Below are 22677 nucleotides of genomic sequence, written 5' to 3'. Positions count from 1 at the left end.
CATGACCGCTTCCGTCTCACGTGTTCCCTGCACCGTCGTCACCGGCTTCCTCGGCGCCGGCAAGACGACACTGGTCCGCCACCTCCTGGAAAACGCCGGCGGCAAGCGTATTGCGATCATTGTGAACGAGTTTGGCGATATCGGCATTGACGGCGAGATCCTGAAGGGCTGCGGCATTGACACCTGTCCGGAGGAGAACATCGTCGAACTGGCCAATGGCTGCATCTGCTGCACCGTCGCCGACGATTTCGTGCCGGCGCTCGACCAGATCCTGTCGCTGACGCCGAAGGTCGACCACATCCTGATTGAAACCTCCGGCCTCGCTCTGCCCAAGCCGCTGGTCCAGGCCTTCCAGTGGCCGAGCGTGAAGAGCCGCGTGACCGTCGATGGCGTCATCGCCGTGGTCGATGGCCCGGCACTGGCCGAAGGCCGCGTCGCCAACGACATGGACGCCCTGCAGGCGCAGCGCGCGCAAGACGAGACGCTCGACCACGACGATCCGGTCGAGGAAGTGTTCGAAGATCAGGTCGCCTGCGCCGACCTGATCATCCTGTCGAAGAGCGACCTGATGGACGCCGCCGGTTCGGCCCGCGCCAACGCCATCATCAACGAACACTCCGCCCGCGCCGTGAAGATCGTGCCGACGTCGCACGGCAAGGTCGATCCTTCCCTGCTGCTGGGGCTTGGTCTTGCCGTCGAGGACGACATCGAGAATCGCAAATCCCATCATGACGGCGCATTCGACCACGAACATGACGACTTCGACACTTTCATTGTCGACATTCCATCGATCGCCAATCCGGACGAGCTCGCAAAACGCGTCGCCGCCGCCGCCGAAGAGGAAAACGTGCTGCGCGTAAAAGGTTTCGTCGAGGTCGGCGGCAAGCCGATGCGGCTTTTGCTGCAGGCCGTCGGGCCGCGCGTCAACCACTACTACGACCGCGCCTGGACCGCCGAAGACGACCGTCGCTCGCGCCTCGTCGTCATCGGCCTGAAGGGGCTGAACCGCCCGGCGATCGAGCGTATCCTCGCCGGCTGAGGCAAACCCGAACCGCCATGCACATCCTCACCACCACATCCGCCTCGCTCGACGATCTCGCCGAGCCTGTCGATCTCAGGCAGACGCCTGCGGATGTCGTGGCGCTGTCCTTCACCGACAGCGATCTCTCGGGGCTCGCGGCTGCATGGAAGGCCGACGCGGAACGATTGCCCTCAATGCGGCTCGCCGCGTTGCGCGATCTCCGCCATCCGATGTCGGTCGACCTCTGGATCGACAGCGTCGCCCGCCATGCCAAGGTCATCCTGGTCCGCATCCTCGGCGGCTATGACTGGTGGCGCTACGGCTGCGACCAGCTCGCCGCGGTCGCGCGCGAACGCGGCATCAAGCTGGCGCTGCTGCCCGGCGAAAGCCACGACGAGGACCTCCGGCTGATCGAGGGCTCGACCCTGCCACGCGCCGAACTGGACGCCCTGCTCGGCTATTTCCGCGAAGGCGGCCCGGCCAATATGACAGCGCTGGTGAAGAGGCTGGCGCGGCTGGCTGGGTCAGACACGGCGGTGGCCGAGCCGGTTAGAGTGCCGAAGGCAGGGTATTATCAGCCGGGCCACGGCGTCGTCCCCCTCCCCCTTGAGGGGAGGGTCCGGCCGCAGGCCGGGGGTGGGGTCCTCCGCGACACGCGCCGACACCCTGAAGAACGACCGCAGGAAGAGACGTTAAGCCCAGTCGTCCCGACCCCTCCCGGCCCTGCGGGCCACCCTCCCTCGAGGGGAGGGAGACGGCGCTCCCATCGTCCCCATCCTCTTCTACCGCTCGATGCTGCTCGCCGCCGATGTCGCGCCGATCGATGCGCTGGTCGACGCACTGCACGCGCAAGGCATCGCGCCGGTGCCGATCTTCGTTTCGAGTCTCAAGGATCAGGCGTCTCTGGCCTTCGTCGAGAACGCCCTCGCCTCACTGAACCCGGCCGCCATCGTCACCGCCACCGCATTCGCCTCCGGCGCCGAGCCCGGCGCGGAGACGCTGTTCGACCGTGCCGGCGTGCCGGTCTTCCAGGTCATCGTCGCGACCACGCGCCGCCAGGTCTGGGAGAAAAACCAGCGCGGCCTGGCTCCCGCCGACCTTGCCATGCATGTCGTGCTGCCGGAACTCGACGGCCGCATCCTGGCCGGCGCGATTTCGTTCAAGGGCGAGAGCGAAACCGACCCGGCGCTAGCTTTCCGCGCCTTCGCCAACCGGCCGGAGATCGATCGCGTCGCGCAGGTCGCCAAGCGCATCGCGGCGTTCATTCGCTTGCGGCGGACCGAGCGGGCCGAGCGCAAGCTGGCGATCCTGATACCGGATTATCCGAGCGCGCCCGGCCGTACCGGCTATGCCGTCGGCCTCGACGTGCCGTCGAGCGTGCTCGCGATGCTGCACGACCTGAAGGAACAGGGCTATGCGGTTGACGCGATTCCGCAATCGCCGCGCGCGTTGCTGGATGCGCTGGAGGTGGGTGGTGGCGGGCTAGGGCTGACGAACTATCTAGACTTGTCGAAAGAGTTGCCCACTGAGGCAATGACTGCCGTCGAAGCTGCCTGGGGAAAATCAGACGAGACAGGTTCGCGCGAGGCGCCCCCCTCTGTCCTGCCGGACATCTCCCCCACTAAGGGGGAAATTGGCAGTTCTGGCATCGGCTCTCCTCTTGCAACGGCGGCGATTAGCGAAGGTGGCGGTGACGGCATGATCTCCCCCCAAGTGGGGGAGATGTCCGGCAGGGCAGAGGGGGGCGCGACAGAACGCCAACCTTCATCATGCAGACAGCACTTCCCCTTCCGCGCCGCAACCTTCGGTAACCTCACCGTGGCACTCGCCCCCGATCGTGGCCGCTCAGTCGACCGCCGCGCCGACTACCATGACCCCACTTTGCCCCCGCGCCACGACCTGATCGCCTTCGGCCTCTGGCTGCAAAAATCGCTCGGGGTCCACGCCCTCATCCATGTCGGCGCGCACGGCACGCTGGAATGGCTGCCGGGCAAGACCGTCGCGCTCTCCGGCACCTGCTTTCCCGAGATCGTCACCGGCGCGCTGCCCGTCATCTACCCCTTCATCGTCTCCAATCCCGGCGAAGCGGCGCAGGCCAAGCGCCGTATCGCCGCCGTCACGCTCGGCCACCTGCCGCCGCCGCTGACTGGTGCGGGCCTCGATGAGAACCAGCAGCGCCTCGAGCGGCTGGTCGACGAATATGCGCAGGCCGACGGGCTCGACCGTCGCCGCCGCGACCGCCTGGCCAGGCTGATCGTCGAGACCGCGCGAAAAACCGGGCTTGCCTCCGAAGCTGGCGTTGCCAGAACCGACGCGCCGGACGAAGCGCTGCGCCGCATCGACGCCTGGCTCTGTGACCTCAAGGATTTCGCCGTCAAGGACGGACTGCACGTCTACGGCCGCGCGCCCGAGGGCGAGGCTGATCCGCTGCGTAGGCAAAGCGCAGAGGCGGAAAAGACAGCCCTGCTAGCCGCGCTGGACGGCCGCCACACCAAGGCCGGGCCGGCCGGCGCGCCTGCGCGCGGACGCTCCGACGTGCTGCCGACCGGCCGCAACCTGTTCACCGCCGATCCCCGCACTATGCCGACGCCGACCGCCTATGACCTTGGCCACGCAGCGGCGGAAGAAGTCGTGCGCAGCTACATGCAGTCGCATGGCGACTGGCCGCGCACGCTGGTCATCGACCTCTGGGGCTCGGCCTCGCTGCGCACGGGCGGCGAGGAGATCGCTCAAGGCCTGGCGCTGATGGGCTGCCGGCCGCAATGGGATGGCGCCACCGGCCGCGTCACCGGCATTGAGGTGCTGCCACCGGCAGCCCTTGGCCGGCCGCGCGTCGACGTCACCTGGCGCATTTCCGGCCTGTTCCGCGACATGTTCCCGACCCAGATCGCGCTGATCGATGCCGCCGCCAGCGCGGTTTCGAGCCGCGACGAGGACGATGCCGAGAATCCGCTTGCCGCGGCGACGCGCGCCGAGGGCAAGGTCGGCCCGCGCATTTTCGGCACCTCGCCCGGCACCTACGGCGCCGGCGTCGAGGATCTATTATCGCGCGGCGATTGGACCGCGCGCGAGGAAATTGGCCGTGCCTATCTCGACGCCACCTCGCATGCCTATGGCGGCGCTGACGGCGAAGCGATTTCCGCGCCTGGCGCCTTCGAGGGCCGCATCGCCGAGGCCGACCTGCTAGTCCACACCGGCGACGACCCCGGCCGCGACATCCTCGAGGGTTCGGCTGACGTCGCCTTCATCGGCGGGTTCTCGGCCGCCCTCGCCGCGCTCGGCAGGAATGCTGACCTCATCGTGCTCGACACCACTGACCCGCAGAAACCGAAGCCGCGCTCGGTGGGCGAAGCTGTGGCCAGAGTGGTCCGCGCCCGCGCCGTCAATCCGCGTTTCATCGCCGGCCAGATGCGCCATGGTCCGCGCGGCGCCTCGGAGTTCGCCGAGACCGTCGACCGCCTCGTCGGCTTTGCCGAGACCACGCATGCCATATCGGGCGCGCTGATCGAGGCGGTGCACGATGCCTATCTCGGCGACGCGGACGTTCGCGCCTTCATCCTGCGCGAGAACCCGGCCGCCGCGAAGGTGATCGCGGAACGCTTCCTCTCCGCGCGGCGGCGCGGCCTGTGGCACCCCTTGCGGAACTCCATCGATGACGATCTCGCCGCGCTGATCGCCGAAGCCCAGCGGGTGGCGGCATGAACGCCTTCTCCCGCCGTGGCGCCTGCCCTGCCCTCAGCACGCCGATGCAGACCGGCGACGGACTGCTGGTGCGGCTCAACCCGGTCGCTGGAGGAATGCCACCGAAGCTTTTGATCGGACTCGGCGAATCCGCCTTGCGCCACGGCAACGGTATCATGGAGGTGACCGCGCGCGGCAGTTTGCAGATCCGTGGCCTGACGGCGGAAAGCGCGCGCCTGCTGGCCGCCGAAGTGGATGCGCTGGGGATTGCCGTGCGCACGGGCGTGCCGGTCGAGACCGGGCCACTGGCGGGTATTGACCCACAGGAGGTTGCCGATCCGCGCCCGCTCGCCGAGCGGATCAGGGCGGCCGTTGAAGAGGCCGGGCTGACGCCACGGCTGGGACCGAAGGTTTCGGTGGTGATCGACGGCGGTGGGCAACTGACGATGGACGCGGTGACGGCCGACATACGGCTAAGCGCGGTACAGGCTGAGGACGAAATTCTTTGGAGGGTATCGGTTTCCGGTGATGGCGGAAGCGCGACGCCCCTTGCGGTGGTCGAAGCAGATTTGGCCCGGGATATCACGGTGGCTGCTCTCCGGATGGTCGCCGAAAGGGGTCGCGAGGCGCATGCGCGGGATTTGTCGGAGCGACAGCTGGCCTCTCTCGCAGGCTGGCATTCCTTCGCGCCCCCCTCTGTCCTGCCGGACATGTCCGGCAGGACAGAGGGGGCGCCGTAGAGCGCCATCCTGCGCCAGCCCGCTCCCCCATCGGCATCTTTGATCTCGCGAATGGCCAAGCCCTCGGCATCGGCCTACCCTTCGGCAGCATGCCGGCACGGAATCTCATCGATCTCGCCGGCCAAGCCTCGGATCTCGGCGTGACCGAGATCCGCCTGTCCCCCGGCCGCGCCATGCTCTTCCTTGGCCTCGCCCCATCCGCCGGCACCTCGCTGCAAACCTCCGCCGCCGCCCTCGGCTTCGTCACCGACGCCGCCGATCCGCGAACCCGCATCGCTGCCTGCCCCGGCACACCGGCCTGCGCCTCCGGCCGCATCGCCACCCGAGCCATCGCCGAAACCATCGCGGCGCAAAACAGCGACCTCCTCGACGCCTCGCTCAGCCTGCACGTTTCCGGCTGCGCCAAAGGCTGCGCGCATCCCGGCTTGGCCGCCCTCACACTGGTCGGCGACGAAAACGGAGCCGGACTTGTCGTTGGCGGGACGGCAAAGGCTCTTCCTGCCGGATACAGGCCGGGCTATGACGCCGCGCGCGGCATAGGCGGCATCCTTGCAGCGATCCGCGCGCAACGACATCGAGGCGAAACCGCCGCGGCTTGCCTCACAAGGCTTGGCGCGGCCGGCATCGCCGAAATCTACCGACAGGAATGAGCATGGCGGCCTACGACTACATCCACGACGGCACGGCGATCTATGAGCGCTCCTTCGCCATCATCCGCGCCGAGGCCGACCTGTCGCGCTTCTCGGACGCCGAGGCCGATGTTGCGATCCGCATGATCCATGCCTGCGGCCAGGTCGAGGCCGCCAGCCATTTCGTCTTCTCCAGCGGTTTCGTGGATGCGGCGCGCGCGGCGCTTGCCGCAGGCGCGCCGATCTTCTGCGACGCCGAGATGGTTTCGCATGGCGTGACCCGCGCTCGCCTGCCGGCCGGCAACGAGGTGATCTGCACGCTGCGCGATCCGCGTACGCATGAGATCGCGAAAGAAATCGGCAACACCCGCTCGGCCGCGGCAATCGACCTCTGGGGCGAGCGCATCGCCGGCTCGGTCGTCGCCATCGGCAACGCGCCAACGGCGCTCTTCTATCTGCTGGAAAAACTGCGCGACGGCGAGCCGAAGCCGGCGGCGATCATCGGCATGCCGGTCGGCTTCGTCGGGGCCGCCGAATCGAAGGACGCGCTGGCCGAGAATTCCTATGGCGTGCCTTACGCCATCGTGCGCGGCAGGCTGGGCGGCAGCGCCATGACCGCCGCTGCCCTCAACGCATTGGCGAGGCCCGGCCTGTGAACGCGATTGTAAAAGGCCGCCTCGTCGGCGTCGGCACCGGTCCCGGCGATCCCGAGCTACTGACGCTCAAGGCTGCGCGGGCATTGGCAGAGGCCGACGTCGTCGCCTATTTCGCCAAGCGCGGCAACAACAGCAATGCGCGCGCCATCGTCGAGGCCCGCTTCCGGCCGGACATGATCGAGCTGCCGCTGCTCTATCCGGTGACGACCGAGATCGACAAGGATCACGACGACTACCGCTCGCAGATCGCCGATTTCTACGCGCAGTCGGCGGAGGCGGTCGCGGAACATCTTGCCGCCGGCAGGATGGTGGCGGTGCTGTCGGAAGGCGACCCGCTGTTCTACGGCTCCTACATGCACCTGCACGTTCGCCTCGCGCATCGCTTCCCGACCGAGGTCATCCCCGGCGTCACCGCCATGTCCGGCTGCTGGTCGGCGACCGGCCTGCCTATCGTCCAGGGCGACGACGTACTGACTGTCCTGCCGGGCACGATGAGCGAGTTCGAGCTGACGCGGCGGCTGGCCGACACCGACGCAGCGGTGATCATGAAGGTCGGCCGCAACCTGCCCAAGATCCGGCGCGCGCTGCAGGCGACGGGCAAGCTTGCGAAAGCCGTCTATGTCGAGCGCGGCTCCATGCCGGGCAGCGTCTCGATGCGGCTAGCCGACAAGCCGGACGACAAGGCGCCCTACTTCGCCATCGTGCTGGTCGCCGGCTGGTCCGCCCGCCCCGGAGCAAAGGCATGAGCGGCCGTCTCACCGTCATCGGTCTCGGCCCCGGCAATGCCGACCAGGTTACGCCGGAGGCAAGACGCGCCGTGGCGGAGGCTTCCTTCTTCTATGGCTACAAGCCCTATCTCGACCGGCTGGAGTTGAGAGCGGACCAGACCCGCATCGCATCCGACAACCGCGAGGAGCTTGCCCGCTCCAACGAAGCTCTGGCCAAGGCCGCCGAGGGCCATAACGTTGCTGTCGTGTCCGGCGGCGACCCCGGCGTGTTCGCCATGGCGGCAGCGGTCTGCGAAGCGATCGAGGCCGGCCCGACGGAATGGCGCGCGGTCGACCTTGCGGTCGTTCCCGGCGTCACCGCCATGCTTGCGGTCGCCGCCCGCATCGGCGCACCGCTCGGCCACGATTTCTGCGCCATCTCGCTCTCCGACAATCTGAAGCCATGGGAGTTGATCGAGCTGCGCTTGCTGGCTGCCGCCGGCGCCGGCTTCGTCATTGCGCTTTACAACCCGATCAGCAAGGCGCGCCCCTGGCAGCTCGGCCGCGCCTTCGAATGCCTGAAAGCGATCCTGCCCGGCACCACGCCGGTCATCTTCGGCCGCGCCGCCGGCCGGCCGGACGAACGTATCGACGTGCATCTGCTTGCGGATGCCGATGCGGAAAAGGCCGACATGGCCACCTGCATCATCATCGGCTCGCCGGAAACGAGGATCATCCGGCGTGGCGACAAGCCGTCGCTGGTCTACACGCCACGCTCGGCAACGGGCGCGAAAAGATGATCGACCTTGGCGGCCATCTGATCGACGGTCTCGGCCGACGGAACGTCCGGCACGGGCGGCCGACGGACCATGACCACTTCGATGCCGAAGGCGCGCGCCGCGGCGATCTTGCCGTAGGTCGCCCCGCCGCCGCTGTTCTTGGACACGACGGCATCAATGCCGTGCTTTTCGAGCAGCGCGCGTTCCTCCGCTTCCGGAAACGGCCCGCGCGCCAGCAGATAGATCGCGTCGGGCACACCCAGTTTAGGCTCGACGGGGTCGACGCTGCGAATGAGATAACGGTGCTGCGGTGCCGCCTCGAAAGCGCTGGCCTCCTGTCTGCCGATCGCCAGGAAGGCGCGGCGCGGCGCCGTGCCGAGCGCCCTCGCCGCCTCGGCCGCGCTGTCGACCAGCGTCCAGCGGTCACCGGCCACGGGCTCCCAGCCCGGACGGCGCAAGGCGAGGATCGGCACGCCGGCCTGCCTGGCCGCTTCGGCGGCATTCGCGGAGATGCGCGCCGCATAGGGATGTGTGGCATCGATCAGCAGCTCGACCTTTTCCTGGTCGAGATAGGTCGCCAGTCCCTCCGCGCCACCGAAGCCGCCGCTTCGCACCGGCACGCCTTGCGCGACAGGGCTTTCGGTGCGGCCGGCCAGCGAAAGCGTGACCGAGAGATCGGCGCGCGCGGCGAGCTTTCCCGCCAGTTGCCGGGCTTCGGTGGTGCCGCCAAGGATCAGGATGCGGTGGGTCATCATGCCTGCTAAGGGTCCGCGCGGCGCCAAGCTCACGCCAAAATGGCTAACGGTCGTCGGCATCGGCGAGGACGGTGTAGCGGGTCTCGGCGACGAGGCCAAGCAGCACCTAGCGCAAGCCGAATTCATCTTCGGCGGCAAGCGACACCTCGCGCTCGTCGCAGCCCTGGCCAGGGGCGAGGCCCGCCAATGGCCGACGCCGTTCGACGCCGAGATGCGCGACGTGCTGGCGCTGGCCGGGAAGAATGTCTGCGTGCTCGCTTCCGGCGACCCGTTCTTCCACGGCGTCGGTGTCACGCTGGCGCGCAAGGTGAAACCCAAGCAAATGCGGGTGCTGCCGGCGCCTTCATCGCTTTCGTTAGCGGCATCCCGGCTGGGCTGGGCGCTGCAGGATGTCGAGGCGATCTCGCTCCACGGCCACGCGATCGACCTTATCCGCCCCCTCCTCCACCCTGGCGCGCGCATCCTTGCGCTGACATCCGACGGCGATGCGCCGGCAGCGATCGCCGGGCTGCTCGACGAACTCGGCTTCGGTCCCTCGCGGTTGACGGTCCTTGAAGCGCTCGGCGGACCGGATGAAGCACGCCGAAGCGCACGCGCCGACGGCTTCGATCTCAAGAACATCAGTCCGCTCAACGTACTGGCGCTGGAAGTTGAATCGACGCCGGATGCCCGCATCCTGCCGCTGACGTCGGGCCTTGCCGACCACCTGTTCGAGCATGACGGCCAGATCACCAAGCGCGAGGTCCGCGCCATGACGCTGTCGGCACTCGGGCCCCGACGCGGCGAGCTGCTGTGGGATGTCGGCGCGGGCTCGGGCTCGGTCGGCATCGAATGGATGCTCGCTCACCCCTCGCTGCGCGCCATCGCCATCGAGGCCGACAAGGAGCGCGCTGCCCGCATCCGCCGTAACGCCTCGCATTGCGGCGTGCCCGGTCTTGTCGTGATCGAGGGCCCGGCGCCCAGGGCTTTCGCCAAGCTGGAAACGCCCGACGCCATCTTTATCGGCGGCGGCGGCAGCGACGCCGGCGTGCTGGAGAAGGCGATCAAGGCACTGCGCCCCGGCGGCCGGCTTGTCGCCAACGCGGTGACGCTGGAGATGGAGACGCTGCTTCTCGACCAACACACCAAGCGCGGCGGCGATCTCACCCGCATCGCCATCTCGCGAGCCTCGCCCGTCGGCTCGATGCAGGCCTGGCGGCCGGCCATGCCGGTCACCCAATGGAGCTGGGTGAAGCCATGATGGTCGCGGGCATCGGCAGCCGGAAAGGCGTGACAGCGAGCGACGTGCGCGCCGCCGTCGAGACCGCCTTGGAAGCGCATGGATTGGCAGTGACGGCGCTTTCCGCCCTGGCGACCGGTGAAATCAAACGCGATGAGGAAGCGATCTTCCTCGCCGGCAGCGACCTCGCTTTGCCTGTGATCGTCGTCTCGAACGATGCGATGCAAGCCGCATCGTCCGGCGTGCTCAGCCACTCCGTTCTCTCGCAGTCGAAGGCCGGCTCGCCGTCGGTTTCGGAAGCCTCCGCGCTTGCCGCGGCCGGAAAGGGCGCGAAACTGCTCGGGCCGCGCACGGTGCTCGGTCCTGTCACCTGCGCCATCGCACTTGCCGGAGATGCCGCATGACCATTCATTTCATCGGCGCCGGCCCCGGTGCGGCCGACCTCATCACTCTGCGCGGCAGCCGACTGCTGGCGAGTTGCCCGGTCTGCCTCTATGCCGGCTCGATCGTTGCGCCCGAACTGCTCGAACATTGCGCGCCCGGCACCAAACTGATCGACACGGCGCCGATGTCGCTCGACGAGATCGAGGCCGAATACGTTGCCGCCCACACCGCCGGCATGGATGTCGCGCGCCTGCATTCCGGTGACCTGTCGGTGTGGAGCGCGGTGGCCGAGCAGATCCGCCGGCTGGAAAAGCACAACATCCCCTACACGCTGACGCCGGGCGTGCCTTCCTTCGCCGCCGCGGCGGCGGCCCTTCGCCGCGAGCTCACCATTCCCGAACTCGCGCAAAGCCTGGTGCTGACCCGTGTCTCCGGCCGTGCCTCGAAGATGCCGCCCGGCGAGACGCTGGCCGGCTTCGGCCGCACCGGCGCGACGCTTGCCATCCATCTCGCCATCCACGCCATCGACCGTGTCGTCGCCGAGCTGACGCCGCTTTACGGCGCCGACTGCCCGGTGGCGGTTGTCTTTCGTGCCTCCTGGCCGGACGAGCGTCTGTTGACCGGCACGCTGGCCACCATCGAGGCGAAGCTGGCGGAAAACCCGATTGAGCGCACGGCGATCATCTTCATCGGCAGCGCGCTCGGCGCCCAGGATTTCGGCGAAAGCTCACTTTACGACGCCCACTACCAGCGGCGTTTTCGCGGACGGGACGGATTGTGAACGGCAGCACCAACAGAAACGGACATGCCACGGTGGAGCAGGCGCTGGCGCGGCTGAAGTTCAAGCCGCGAGAGCTGGAACCCGGCCACGTTTGGCTGGCCGGCGCGGGCCCCGGCGATCCCGGCTGCCTGACGCTCGAAGTGCTGGCCGCTCTCGGCCAATGCGACGCGCTGGTCTACGATGCGCTGGTCTCGCCCGATGTCGTCGCGGTCGCCGCAAGCGCGGAGCTTTTCTATGCCGGTAAACGCGGTGGCCAGCCGTCGATGAAGCAGGACGATATCACAGCTTTGCTGGTGCGGCTGGCGCGCGAGGGACGTCGCGTCGTCCGTCTCAAGGGCGGTGACCCCTATATCTTCGGGCGCGGCGGCGAAGAGGCGCTGGCGCTGGCGCGCGAAGCTATTCCGTTTCGTGTGTTGTCCGGCCTGACCTCGGGCCTGAGCGCGCTCGCCGCCACCGGCATTCCCGCCACCATGCGCGGCATCAACAAGGCGGTCATCCTGGCCACCGGCCATGCCGCCGGCACCGATGACGATCTCGACTGGGCCGCGATTGCCCGCACCGGCCAGCCGGTGGTCGTCTATATGGGAATGGCCAATCTGCCTCAGATCGCCGCTTCATTATTGGAAGGCGGGCTGGCGCCGTCGACGCCGGCCGCGGTGATCGTTTCCGCGACCACGCCGCAGGAGCGGGCCGTTGTCGCCACGCTCGCCACCATTGCCGAAGAGGCCGCGGCCGCCGGCCTGGCTTCGCCGGCGCTGATCGTCGTCGGCGGTATCGTCGCCATGCGCGCGGCACTGGCGGGCGAGACATGACGGCACGCGCCATCATCATCGGCGCGCCGCGCTCCGGTTCGGGCAAGACCAGCGTCACCATCGGCATCCTGCGCGCGCTCGCCAGGCGCGGCTTGAAGGTGCGTGGCGCCAAATCCGGGCCCGATTACATCGATCCGGGCTTCCACACCGCCGCCACCGGCCTCTCCGGCGTCAACCTCGACAGCTGGGCAATGCCGCCTTCCCTGCTCAATGCGCTGGCCGGGCAAGCGGCTGACGATGCCGACTTCGTCGTCCTCGAAAGCGCCATGGGCCTGTTCGACGGCATTCCCGCCCCAGAAGGCCGCACGGGTTCGGCCGCCGACCTTGCGCGGCTCTACGGCCTGCCGGTGCTGCTCGTGCTCGATGTGTCCGGCCAGTCGACCACGGCGGCCGCCGTTGCCAAGGGTTTTGCAACCTACGACGCGGGCGTGCGCATGGCCGGCGTCGTCCTTAACCGGCTCGGCAGCGAGCGCCACCGGCGGCTGTCCGGCGATGCCATCGAGGCGATCGGCCTGCCGGTCGTCGGCGCCATCCTGCGCGATCCCACGCTCAACCTGCCGGAGCGCCATCTCGGCCTCGTCCAGGCCGGCGAATACCAGAACCTGATGGCGCATCTCGACCGGCTGGCCGACATGGCCGAGAAGTCGCTCGATCTCGACGCCATCATGGCGCTGGCCACGCCGCTGGTGCCCGCGGCTGGCGATTTCGGCGACGCGCTGCCGCCACCTGGACAGCGCATTGCGCTGGCGGAGGACGCCGCCTTCACCTTCGTCTACCCGCACGTCGCCGCCCACTGGCACAAGGCCGGCGCCGAGATCGTCCCCTTCTCGCCGCTCGCCGACGAAGCGCCCCACGACAGCTGCGATGTCTGCTGGCTGCCCGGCGGCTATCCCGAGCTTCATGCCGGCAGGCTGGCCGCCGCCACCAACTTCCGGGCCGCAATGGCGCGCTTCGCCGCGACCAAGCCGATCCACGGCGAGTGCGGTGGCTTCATGGTGCTGGGCGAGACTCTTGAGGACGCGGCAGGCGACACGCATCCGATGCTTGGCCTGCTCGGCCATTCGACCAGCTTCGCCAAGCGCAAAATGAACCTCGGCTACCGCGAGGCGCGGCTGCGCGCCGCTTGCCCGCTCGGAGCCGAGGGCACGCTGATCCGCGGCCATGAATTCCACTATGCGCAGATGCTCGCTGCCGGCAACGACGAGCCGCTGGCCGACCTTGCCGACGGCCAGGGCAATCCGCTCGGCGCCTCCGGCTATCGGCGCGGCCATGTCAGCGGGACGTTCTTCCATGCCATTGCGAGGGGCTAGGGCATGAAGCTCAAGAACTTTCCCCTTTCGCTCCGGCAAGTCCTCGATGATATCGCCCTTTGCCTGGTCTTCTTCACCAGGCTGCCGCTGCCCGTCTTTGATTTTCGCGGGCGCAGCCTCGCCGCCGCGATCTGGGCCGCCCCGGTCGCCGGGCTTGCCGTCGGACTGATCGGCGCGGTCGTCTACGCCACTGCGGAACGGTTCGGCCTTGCCATGGGTCCGGCGGCAGCACTTGCGCTTGCCGCAACATTGCTCACCACCGGCTGCCTGCACGAGGATGGGTTGTCCGATGTCGCCGATGGCTTTGGCGGCGGCAAGTCGCGCGGTGGAAAACTGGAGATCATGCGCGACAGCCGCATCGGCGCCTATGGCGCGTCGGCACTGGCCCTGTCGCTGCTGATCCGCTGGAGCGCGATTTCGGAATTCGCCGACCCCACACAGGCCCTTCTGGCGCTCATTGCCGCGCACGCCGCCTCGCGCGGATTGCTGGGCGCCTTCATGCATCTCTTGCCCCCGGCGCGGTCCGACGGCCTCTCGGCCGGCGCCGGCGGCGTCTCGGCCGAGGCCGCAATAGCCGGCGCCGTGCTCGGCGCGATACCACTCCTCCTGCTTGCGCCAGGCGGCGCCATAGTCGCGATCGTCCTGCTTGGTCTGCTGTTTGCCGCGTTCCGCGCCCTTTGCCTCAACCAGATCGACGGCCAGACCGGCGACACGATCGGCGCCCTTCAGCAACTTGGCGAGATCGCAGTCCTGCTCGTCGCTTCCGTATCCCTATCCTGACTCTCTTTCGGAGACTTTGCCCCCATGTCTTTCAAATCGCTTGATGAACTTCGCGCTGCCTGCCTCGATCTGCCGGCCGGCAGCGACACCGCGGCCAATGCCGTCGCCCGCCGCCAGGACACGCTGACCAAGCCGCAAGGCAGCCTCGGCCGGCTGGAAACCATCGCCGCCTGGCTGGGGCGCTGGCAGGGCCGCGACATGCCGAAGCTGGACAAGGTGAAGGTCTTCGTCTTTGCCGGCAATCACGGCGTCACCGCGCAGGGCGTCTCGGCCTTCCCGTCGGAAGTCACCGTACAGATGGTGGCGAATTTCGCCGGCGGCGGCGCCGCCATCAACCAGCTCGCCCGCATCGCTGGCGCCGAGCTCGACGTCATCCCGCTCGACCTCGACCATCCGACCGGCGACTTCACCGAAGTGCCGGCGATGGACGAGAAGGCCTTCCTCGCCGCCGTCTCGGCCGGCCATGACGCGGTGACCAAGGATATCGACCTCGTCTGCTTCGGCGAAATGGGCATCGGCAACACCACGCCGGCGGCGGCGATTTCTGCCGCCCTGTTCGGCGGCGGCGCCGAGAAATGGACCGGGCGCGGCACCGGCGTCGACGATGCCGGCCTGGAGCGCAAGGTGACCGCGATCGAAGCCGGCCTCAAGCGCCATGCCGACGCGCTGTCCGACCCGCTGAAGATCGCCGCAGCCCTTGGCGGCCGCGAGCTCGCCGCCATCTTCGGCGCCACGCTCGCCGCGCGCCGCAACAATGTGCCGGTCCTGCTCGACGGTTTTGTCTGCACCGCTGCCGCGGCGCCGCTGGCGCGGCTGCACCCGACCGGCCTCGCCCACACCATCGCTGCCCACGTCTCGGCCGAATCCGGCCACCGCCGCCTGCTCGAAGCGCTCGGCCTGCCGCCGCTGCTCGACCTCGGCATGCGGCTCGGCGAAGGCTCCGGCGCCTGCCTTGCCGTCAACATCGTGCGCTCGGCGCTGGAATGCCACGCCCGTATGGCGAGCTTCGCAGAGGCAGGGGTTTCGGACAAATAGTGACCTAGATGCTGGGGTGCGCTGATGGAGGAACCCTCAAAGATTTTTGGTGATCCCAAACATGGGCTACGCGACGCTCTGGCTCGGATTATTCGCGATTTCGACAGCAAGCGCGGCGCCTTTGCCGCGCTGAAATACAACTCCCCGTGGATGCTGGCCACCGAGGATTGGGCCGAACGATCGGGCCATACGGTCGAATCTCTGTGCGAGGTGATTTCTCAGTGGCGGATTTCACGCTGCTCGGGCGAGCCGATGGATCCTAGAATATCTCCGGTCTTTGAAGATCTTCGAGGCGCTGCGGAGGAGTGGAGAGACGAGACAGGTAACGTCGACCCGCCCCTGCGCTTTGATCCTGAAAAATCAAAATTTCCCAATCGCAAGGAACTGAAGGAACATACTCAAAACAGATGGGGCTCTCTAGGGTTGGCGGGGCAATGGCACAACTACGATGCTAGAGATCTTACTTTTGGTGGTGTTTTTGAAGACAGATTTGGCCACCGAGTTGCAGTCAGCATGACCTTCAAGCTTGGATACGGAGGCCCAATAAGGCTGTTTCTGCAATTTCCTTACTACTCGGGCGGCGAACCGAGATCACTTGACCTCTTCACGCTTTCTGGCTGGCTCGTACGCAATGCGCTCCGGCTACCACAAGCCCCCGAATTCGAATGGATCGTCGGCAAAAGCAAGACAAACTTCGATGCCGTTGACGGCGTCCTGGCCATAACGCGAGCGATTCTCAGCTACCTCAGGCCAACCATCCAGTAAAAATCGAAAGCCCCCTGAACGCGGCGGGGCGCCGGCTTCCGATGTTTTTTCAGCAGGATCTGAAGAGGATTTGGTGGGTGTGCACAGGATCGAACTGTGGACCCGCTGATTAAGAGTCAGCTGCTCTACCAACTGAGCTACACACCCACACGGCCGGTAAACCCAGCGTTGGCGGGCATATAGCCGCCGATCTTGGGGATGTCTAGCCCCGCCGGGATCATTTCCCGATAAATCGCTAAAGCATGATCCCGAAAAGTGGAATCCGGTTTTCGGAAGAGATCATGCTCAAACAAAAAAGATGGAGCCCCATCCCGATTCTATCGGGATGGGGCAGCCGCACCGATCAGACAAAAAGTCTGCCTTCCGCCACCTTAATGGCATGGCCGCCGATGCGGGCGGCGGCCAGTTTGCCGCCGTCGACATTGAGCTCGAGCCGGATTCGCGACGGCCGGCCCATCTCCAGCCCCTGCTCGATCCACAGCTGCGAAATACCGTCTGTCGGGCCGTCGAAATGCATGATGGCGCCGGCAAAGGCTGCCGCTGCCGAGCCGGTCGCCGGGTCCTCATAGGAGGGACTGCCGGGCACGATCATGCGCACATGGAAGGCGCTCTCATGGTTGACCGTCTCGCGGCAATAGACATAGGGACTGGCGAAAGCCCATTCGCTCTTGCGCGGCGCCAGTTCCGACCATGCCTGGTTGTCCAGCCGGATTTGGCCCGCCGCCTTCAGGTCGGCGACCGGAATGGTCACGTAGGGCACGCCGGCCGACCAGAACGAGACGCGGTGATTCTCAAAGCCGATCTCATGCGGTCCAAGGCCAAGCGCGGCGCCGATCGCTTCCGCGTCGGCGGAGAGCTCCAGCGGCTCCGGCAGCTTCGCCAGGTCGAACTCGGCGAAAGTGGCGCTGTCATGCTTGCTCACCGCGCAGCGTACCGGGCCGATATTCTCTTCAAGAACGAAGATGCCGGCGGTCTCGCCAGCCAGATCGGCGAGCGCGATCGCCGTACCGACGGTCGGATGGCCGGCGAACGGCATTTCATAGTCGGGCGTGAAGATGCGGATGCGGGCGCGGTGCTTGGCGTTGTCGGGAGGCAGCACGAACACCGTTTCGGAAAGATTGAATTCGCGCGCGATGGCTTGCATAGCCGCCGTGTCCAGCCCCTTGCTGTCCAGGACGACAGCCACGGGGTTGCCGGCCAGCCGCTCGGTCGTAAAGACATCGTAGAGCAAGTAATCCCGGGTTTTCATTCTTGCCTCAATCCCAACATGGGCGAAATTTAATTTGTAATTCGAACCACAAAGCCTGATCTGTGCACAGATAGGGACTGTGCGCATAATAGGGGTCCAGCGTGGACCAGGTTGTCAATCCGCCAAAGACGGAATCGGATTCCGCCATCGAGACGGCGCTCGGCCTCGACCGCAACGGCCTGCGCAGGACACGCCGGCGCGGTTGGCTCTATGCCCTGCTGGCGCTGATCGCCGTTGCCGCGGCGGGTGCCTTCTATCAGTGGTATGCCGGCTCTCAGGCCAAAATCGACTATACCACCGTGCCGGCAGCCGTTGCCGACCTCACCGTCCAGGTCTCGGCCACCGGCACGCTGCAGCCGCTGACGCAGGTCGACATCTCCAGCGAACTTTCAGGCGTCGTCCGCTCGGTCGCGGTCGAGGAAAACCAGCAGGTCAAGAAGGGCGATGTGCTGGCGACGCTCGACACCGCCAAGCTCGAGGTTCAGATCGAGCGCGCCGAGGCTTCCGCCAAGGCAGCCGCGGCAGCCGTCGAGGACGCCACCGTGACGCTGAAGGAAAACGAGAACGCGCTGGCGCGCGCGAACGAACTCACCAAGCGCGGCATGGCGACCGACCAGTCGCTCGAGGCCGCGACCGCGACCCGCGACCGCTCCAAGGCGGCCCTCGACAGCGCCGAGGCCAACCTTGCCATCGCCAATGCCGATCTCAAGGCGCAGCAGACCGACCTTGCCAAGAGCACCATCTACGCGCCGATCGACGGCATCGTGCTGACGCGTTCTGTCGACCCCGGCCAGACGGTCGCCTCCTCGCTGCAGGCGCCGGTGCTGTTCGTCATTGCCGCCGACCTCAGGAACATGGAGCTGCAGGCGGCGGTCGACGAAGCCGATATCGGCTCGGTCAAGCCCGGCCAACATGCCCGCTTCACCGTCGATGCCTTTCCGGAGCGGCCCTTCGACGCCGAGATCCGCGACATCTCCTATGCGTCCGTAACCACTGACGGCGTCGTCACCTACAATGCGCGGCTGGAGGTCGACAACAGCGAGTTGCTGCTCAGGCCCGGCATGACCGCCACCGTCTCGGTCGTCACCAAACAGGCCAAGGGTGTGCTCACCGTGCCGGCCACCGCCTTCCGTTACCGGCCGGCGCCGCCCGCCGCCCGCACGTGGAGCCTGCGCGACCTGTTCACCGGCCGCATGGGCCGCCCTGGCCGCCAGCGCGACGCCACGCCGAGACCGACCGACGGCTCGCGCACGCTCTATGTGCTGGAGAATGGCCGACCCCACGCGGTCAATGTCAAGGTCGGTTCCACCGATGGCGAGCTGACCGAGATTACGTCCGGCCTCGACAAAGGCGCGCAGGTCATCACCGGCTCGCAGCTGCGGAACTGACGCCGTGTCGGGCTCCACGCTGATTGCCTTCGACAAGGTCTGGAAAAGCTACGGCCAGGGCGAAGCCCGCGTGCATGCGCTGGCCGGCGTCGATCTCGCCATCCGAAAAGGCGAGTTCGTCGCCATCATGGGCCCGTCGGGTTCCGGCAAGTCGACGGCGATGAACATCATCGGCTGCCTCGACACGCCGACTGCCGGGACCTACAGTTTCGAGGGCATCGACGCCGGCCGGCTCGACCGCAACCGCCGCGCCATGCTGCGCAACCTCTATGTCGGCTTCGTCTTCCAGGGCTACAATTTGCTGCCGCGCACCACGGCGGCAGAGAATGTCGAGCTGCCGCTGATCTATCGCGGTGTCGCCGCGCGCGAGCGCCGCCAACTTGCCATGCAGGCGCTGGCCGAGGTCGGCCTTGTGGGACGCGAGCATCACACGCCGGCCGAGCTCTCCGGCGGCCAGCAGCAGCGGGTGGCGATCGCGCGCGCCATCGTCACCAGGCCGACGCTGCTCGTTGCCGACGAACCCACCGGCAATCTCGACTCCGCCCGCACGCACGAGATCATGGAGCTCCTGACCAGGCTCAACGCCGAGCTTGGCCTCACCATCGTCATGGTCACGCACGAGGCCGACGTGGCGGCCTATGCCGAGCGCACGATCCGCTTCCTCGACGGCCATGTCGCCACCGACTCCAACAAACTGGAGGCGGCCCAATGATCTGGGAGACAGTTCGCCTGTCGCTGATCTCGATCCGCCGCAACGTGCTGCGCTCCTTCCTGACCTTGCTCGGCATCGTCATCGGCGTCGCCGCCGTCATCGCCATGCTGACCATCGGCTCCGGCACCACCGCGAAGGTCAAGTCGGATATTTCCAAGCTCGGCAGCAATTTGCTCGTCGTCCGCCCCGGCCGTCCGGCCGGGCCTGGCGGACCGGGAGGGCTCGACCAGGCGGTGCGTCCGCTTGCCGACAAGGACCTTGCCGCGCTCGTCAAGCATCTCGACGGCGCGCGCGCCATCTCGCCCGCCTCGCAAAAGCAGGTCCGCGTCATCTTCGGCACCGAAAGCGTTACATCGGGCGTCACCGGCACCGACAGCGCCTATCTCGACGCGCGCGACTGGAAGCTGGTCTCGGGGCGTCCGTTCAGCGATTCCGAGACCCGCGCCGGCGCCGGGGTCTGCCTGGTCGGCGAGACGGTGCGCCAGCAATTCTTCGGCGCCGGCGATCCGGAAGGCGAGACCATCCGCGTCAACCGCACCTCCTGCAAGATCATCGGCCTCTTGGAACCCAAGGGCTACACCGGCTTCGGCCAGGACCAGGACAATGTCGTGCTGATGCCGCTTGCCGCCTACCAGCGCCGCATCGCCGGCAACCGCGACATCGATTCGATCTACATCGCCGCCGACGACCGCACGCCGACCTCCGAACTGCAGCCGCGCGTCGAGGACATCCTGCGCGACACGCGCCGCGTCACGCCCGACCGCGATGACGATTTCTCGATCCGCGACATGACGCAGATCGCCGACGCCATGGCCAGCGCCACCACCACCATGACCGGCATGCTGGGCGCGGTTGCCGGCGTCAGCCTGCTGGTCGGCGGCATCGGCATCATGAACATCATGCTGGTCTCGGTCACCGAACGCACGCGCGAGATCGGCATCAGGCTGGCGATCGGCGCGCATGAGAAGCACATCCTCATCCAGTTCCTGGTCGAGGCGACGGTGCTGTCGCTCCTCGGCGGGATCATCGGCATCCTGATCGGCCTGGCGCTCGCCGCCATCGCCTCGGTGGCGCTGATCATCCCCTTCGCGCCGAGCCCGGCGGTCATCCTGCTCGCGGTCGGCTTTTCGGCGCTGATCGGCATGGTGTTCGGCTTCTTCCCAGCGCTGCGCGGCGCCAGGCTCGACCCGATCGACGCGCTGCGGCACGAGTGAGGCGGCGCGGTCGTTACCGGAATATGCCCTCGCCACCCCTGTCGCCACGCATCCGGCAATGCTACTGCATGGCCTCGGCACATGGGGGAGATTCGAATGAGCAAGAAGGCGCGGCTGATCCTGGTGTTGGCGATCTTCGAGGCCGCCCTGGCCGGGCTGTGGTGGTATCTCGCCGGCTACGGTATCCAGAATCCCGATCGCGTCGCCACGAATTTTCAGGAGGTCGTCGGCCAGACGATGGGAATGGCGATGGGCGCGCTGCTTGGCCTCGGCGTCATCCTGTTCTTCATCGCCGCCCGCAACGATCGCAAGGCTTTGCAGGACAAGGCGCAGCGCTGAGCTTGCGCGCCCTTGCTCCGCGGCCTGTCAAAACGGAAGCCGCGCATTCTCCTTGACCTCCTTCATGACAAAGAAAGTCCTGGTTTGCCGTACGCCCGGTAGCGCGATCAGCTTCTGCCCGTGGAGCTTGTTGAAATCCGCCATGTCGCGAACCCTTATCTTCAGCAGGTAGTCGAAGTCGCCGGCCACGAGATTACAGTCGAGAACCTCCTTGAGTCTCAGCACGGCTTCCTCGAAAGCGGCGAAGCTTTCAGGTGTCGAACGGTCGAGCACGACGCCGACCATCACCAGCGCGCCAAGCCCTACCGTAGCGGGCGTAATCTCCGCCCTGACCCCGGTGATGTAACCTTCTTCGAACAGGCGTTGCGTGCGCCTGTGGCAGGTGGCGGCGCTGACATTCACGCGCGCCGCCAGCTCCGCATTGGTCAGCCGTCCTTCGGCCTGAAGGGTGCGCAGGATCCTGACGTCGATGCGGTCCAACTCGGTGGAAGATTCTTCCATTTTTGCCAGCCTATATGAACGAACAGGTCAATCATATCGCAAATATCTGGGAGATATGAAAATTCTGCCGGCAAGTTCGAGAACACCTTTCGCCCGACTGCGCCTATTATCAAAGCATCGAAAACGACAAAGAGCGGAGACAGATCGATGTCACTTCTGGCGAAGTTTGAACGCTATCCGCTGACCTTCGGTCCGACGCCCATCGAGCATCTGCCCCGGCTGAGCGCTGCGTTGGGCGGCAAAGTCCACGTCTACGCAAAGCGCGACGATTGCAATTCCGGGCTGGCCATGGGCGGAAACAAATTGCGCAAGCTCGAATACATCGTGCCGGATGCTCTTCGCTCCGGCGCCGATACGCTGGTGTCGATCGGCGGCGTCCAGTCGAACCATACGCGGATGGTCGCCGCGACGGCCGCCAAGATCGGCATGAAATGCGTGGTGATCCAGGAGAAATGGGTGCCCCACTATGACGCGGTCTATGACCGGGTCGGCAACATCCTGATGACACGCCTGATGGGCGCCGACAGCCGGCTGGTCGACGACGGTTTCGACATCGGCATCCGCAAGAGCTGGGAGGACGCTATCCAGTCGGTGAAGGACGCCGGCGGCAAGCCCTATCCGATCCCGGCAGGCGCCTCGGTGCACAAGTTCGGCGGGCTGGGCTATGTCGGCTTCGCCGAAGAAGTGGCTCGGCAGGAAGCTGAGCTCGGCTTTGCCTTCGACTACATGATCGTCTGCGTCGTGACTGGCTCGACGCAGGCCGGCATGATCGTCGGCTTCGCCGCGCAGAACCGTGCCGACCGGGTGATCGGCATCGACGCCTCCGGCACGCTCGACCAGACCCGCGCCCAGGTCCGCCGCATCGTCGACGACACCGCCGCCCTCGTCGGGCTCGGCCGCGCCGTCCGCGACGACGAAATCGTCATCAACCCCGACTATGCTTATCCCGCCTATGGCGTTCCGTCGGAGGCCACGAACGACGCGATCCGCCTGGCGGCCCGCACCGAGGCCATGATCACCGATCCGGTCTACGAGGGAAAGTCGATGCAGGGCCTGATCGACCTGACCAGGAAGGGCTTCTTCCCCGAGGGCTCACGAATTCTCTACGCGCATCTCGGCGGCGCGCCGGCCATCAACGGCTACAGCTATTATTACAAGGACGACGGCGGCTGCCGGAAAAGCATGTCGGACGAGGCGCTGCCGCCGATCTTCCCATAAGG

General features: G+C 66.8%; 21 protein-coding genes, 1 tRNA gene and 2 pseudogenes. 20 read left to right on the top strand and 4 right to left on the bottom strand.

The genetic code is table 11. The features are described 5' to 3' along the window. The first annotated feature begins 1 nt into the window (after window position 1). From cobW to EJ073_RS00895, 7 genes and pseudogenes are all read left to right on the top strand, one after another. Window positions 2-1039, top strand: coding sequence for a cobalamin biosynthesis protein CobW (gene cobW, locus EJ073_RS00920; protein ID WP_126054013.1), 1038 nt, complete (start codon window positions 2-4; stop codon window positions 1037-1039). A gap of 17 nt (window positions 1040-1056) precedes the next feature. Beyond that, window positions 1057-1617 (top strand): annotated as a pseudogene (locus EJ073_RS31925) (cobaltochelatase subunit CobN); the annotation flags it as partial. Window positions 1618-1813: 196 nt separating this feature from the next. Further along, on the top strand, window positions 1814-4723 hold the full coding sequence (locus EJ073_RS00915) for a cobaltochelatase subunit CobN (protein WP_245455445.1): 2910 nt from the start codon (window positions 1814-1816) through the stop codon (window positions 4721-4723). After that, window positions 4720-6092, top strand: a pseudogene (gene cobG / locus EJ073_RS00910) (precorrin-3B synthase). Before EJ073_RS00915 ends, cobG begins: the two are co-directional and overlap by 4 nt. Window positions 6093-6094: 2 nt before the next feature. Beyond that, window positions 6095-6727 (top strand): precorrin-8X methylmutase, encoded by a 633-nt coding sequence (locus EJ073_RS00905; RefSeq protein ID WP_126054012.1) that lies wholly within the window; start codon window positions 6095-6097, stop codon window positions 6725-6727. Beyond that, window positions 6724-7473 (top strand): precorrin-2 C(20)-methyltransferase, encoded by a 750-nt coding sequence (locus EJ073_RS00900; RefSeq protein WP_126054011.1) that lies wholly within the window; start codon window positions 6724-6726, stop codon window positions 7471-7473. The genes EJ073_RS00905 and EJ073_RS00900 overlap by 4 nt, the downstream gene beginning before the upstream one ends. Continuing rightward, entirely contained in the window at window positions 7470-8234 is a 765-nt protein-coding gene (locus tag EJ073_RS00895) for a precorrin-3B C(17)-methyltransferase (protein WP_126054010.1), read from the top strand. The genes EJ073_RS00900 and EJ073_RS00895 overlap by 4 nt, the downstream gene beginning before the upstream one ends. On the opposite strand, the gene EJ073_RS00890 is transcribed toward EJ073_RS00895, so the two are convergent. Next, window positions 8198-8965 carry a cobalt-precorrin-6A reductase gene (locus EJ073_RS00890; RefSeq protein WP_126054009.1) on the bottom strand — a complete coding sequence of 256 codons (768 nt, stop codon included), beginning with the start codon at window positions 8963-8965 and terminating at the stop codon, window positions 8198-8200. The genes EJ073_RS00895 and EJ073_RS00890 overlap by 37 nt on opposite strands. Before the next feature lies 1 nt (window position 8966). Between EJ073_RS00890 and cbiE the strand changes: the two genes are divergently transcribed. The 8 genes from cbiE to EJ073_RS00850 are packed head-to-tail and all read left to right on the top strand — an operon-like array spanning window position 8967 to window position 16054. Beyond that, the gene (cbiE, locus tag EJ073_RS00885) at window positions 8967-10208 is read left to right on the top strand and encodes a precorrin-6y C5,15-methyltransferase (decarboxylating) subunit CbiE (RefSeq protein WP_126054008.1); all 1242 of its coding nucleotides are present in this window, start codon (window positions 8967-8969) and stop codon (window positions 10206-10208) included. Then, on the top strand, window positions 10205-10591 hold the full coding sequence (locus EJ073_RS00880) for a cobalamin biosynthesis protein (RefSeq protein WP_126054007.1): 387 nt from the start codon (window positions 10205-10207) through the stop codon (window positions 10589-10591). The genes cbiE and EJ073_RS00880 overlap by 4 nt, the downstream gene beginning before the upstream one ends. Then, a complete protein-coding gene (cobM, locus tag EJ073_RS00875) occupies window positions 10588-11352 on the top strand; it encodes a precorrin-4 C(11)-methyltransferase (protein WP_126054006.1) in 765 nt (254 codons plus the stop codon). Before EJ073_RS00880 ends, cobM begins: the two co-directional genes overlap by 4 nt. Then, entirely contained in the window at window positions 11349-12164 is an 816-nt protein-coding gene (gene cobA, locus EJ073_RS00870) for a uroporphyrinogen-III C-methyltransferase (protein WP_126054005.1), read from the top strand. The genes cobM and cobA overlap by 4 nt, the downstream gene beginning before the upstream one ends. Beyond that, window positions 12161-13474: a cobyrinate a,c-diamide synthase gene (locus EJ073_RS00865; RefSeq protein ID WP_126054004.1), complete on the top strand. Its 1314-nt coding sequence runs from the start codon at window positions 12161-12163 to the stop codon at window positions 13472-13474. The genes cobA and EJ073_RS00865 overlap by 4 nt, the downstream gene beginning before the upstream one ends. Window positions 13475-13477: 3 nt before the next feature. Beyond that, window positions 13478-14254 carry an adenosylcobinamide-GDP ribazoletransferase gene (locus EJ073_RS00860; protein ID WP_126054003.1) on the top strand — a complete coding sequence of 259 codons (777 nt, stop codon included), beginning with the start codon at window positions 13478-13480 and terminating at the stop codon, window positions 14252-14254. 24 nt (window positions 14255-14278) lie between these two features. Then, complete coding sequence (gene cobT / locus EJ073_RS00855) at window positions 14279-15289, top strand: nicotinate-nucleotide--dimethylbenzimidazole phosphoribosyltransferase (RefSeq protein ID WP_126054002.1); 1011 nt, start codon at window positions 14279-14281, stop codon at window positions 15287-15289. Between the two features lie 24 nt (window positions 15290-15313). Then, window positions 15314-16054 carry a hypothetical protein gene (locus EJ073_RS00850; RefSeq protein ID WP_126054001.1) on the top strand — a complete coding sequence of 247 codons (741 nt, stop codon included), beginning with the start codon at window positions 15314-15316 and terminating at the stop codon, window positions 16052-16054. A 71-nt stretch (window positions 16055-16125) separates the two neighbouring features. Here the strand turns inward: EJ073_RS00850 and EJ073_RS00845 are convergent. Both EJ073_RS00845 and EJ073_RS00840 read right to left on the bottom strand, forming a co-directional pair. Then, a tRNA-Lys gene (locus tag EJ073_RS00845) sits at window positions 16126-16201 on the bottom strand. A gap of 196 nt (window positions 16202-16397) precedes the next feature. Further along, window positions 16398-17303: a PhzF family phenazine biosynthesis protein gene (locus tag EJ073_RS00840; RefSeq protein WP_126054000.1), complete on the bottom strand. Its 906-nt coding sequence runs from the start codon at window positions 17301-17303 to the stop codon at window positions 16398-16400. Window positions 17304-17404: 101 nt separating this feature from the next. Between EJ073_RS00840 and EJ073_RS00835 the strand changes: the two genes are divergently transcribed. From EJ073_RS00835 to EJ073_RS00820, 4 genes are all read left to right on the top strand, one after another. After that, window positions 17405-18691, top strand: coding sequence for an efflux RND transporter periplasmic adaptor subunit (locus EJ073_RS00835; protein WP_126053999.1), 1287 nt, complete (start codon window positions 17405-17407; stop codon window positions 18689-18691). 4 nt (window positions 18692-18695) lie between these two features. Beyond that, the gene (locus EJ073_RS00830; protein WP_126053998.1) at window positions 18696-19403 is read left to right on the top strand and encodes an ABC transporter ATP-binding protein; all 708 of its coding nucleotides are present in this window, start codon (window positions 18696-18698) and stop codon (window positions 19401-19403) included. After that, complete coding sequence (locus EJ073_RS00825) at window positions 19400-20617, top strand: ABC transporter permease (protein WP_126053997.1); 1218 nt, start codon at window positions 19400-19402, stop codon at window positions 20615-20617. Before EJ073_RS00830 ends, EJ073_RS00825 begins: the two co-directional genes overlap by 4 nt. Window positions 20618-20713: 96 nt before the next feature. After that, window positions 20714-20956, top strand: a complete 243-nt coding sequence (locus EJ073_RS00820) for a hypothetical protein (protein WP_126053996.1) — start codon at window positions 20714-20716, stop codon at window positions 20954-20956. Window positions 20957-20983: 27 nt separating this feature from the next. Here the strand turns inward: EJ073_RS00820 and EJ073_RS00815 are convergent, their stop codons facing one another. Then, window positions 20984-21457: an Lrp/AsnC ligand binding domain-containing protein gene (locus tag EJ073_RS00815; protein WP_126053995.1), complete on the bottom strand. Its 474-nt coding sequence runs from the start codon at window positions 21455-21457 to the stop codon at window positions 20984-20986. Between the two features lie 147 nt (window positions 21458-21604). Here EJ073_RS00815 and EJ073_RS00810 point away from each other — a divergent pair, with 147 nt between their 5' ends. After that, window positions 21605-22675 (top strand): 1-aminocyclopropane-1-carboxylate deaminase, encoded by a 1071-nt coding sequence (locus tag EJ073_RS00810; RefSeq protein WP_126053994.1) that lies wholly within the window; start codon window positions 21605-21607, stop codon window positions 22673-22675. Window positions 22676-22677: the final 2 nt, after the last annotated feature.

It is taken from the genome of Mesorhizobium sp. M4B.F.Ca.ET.058.02.1.1 (assembly GCF_003952505.1).
In the GTDB taxonomy this organism is placed as follows: Bacteria; Pseudomonadota; Alphaproteobacteria; order Rhizobiales; family Rhizobiaceae; genus Mesorhizobium.
Note: the sequence above shows the minus strand (reverse complement) of the source record. Positions and strands in the feature narration are given on the sequence as shown.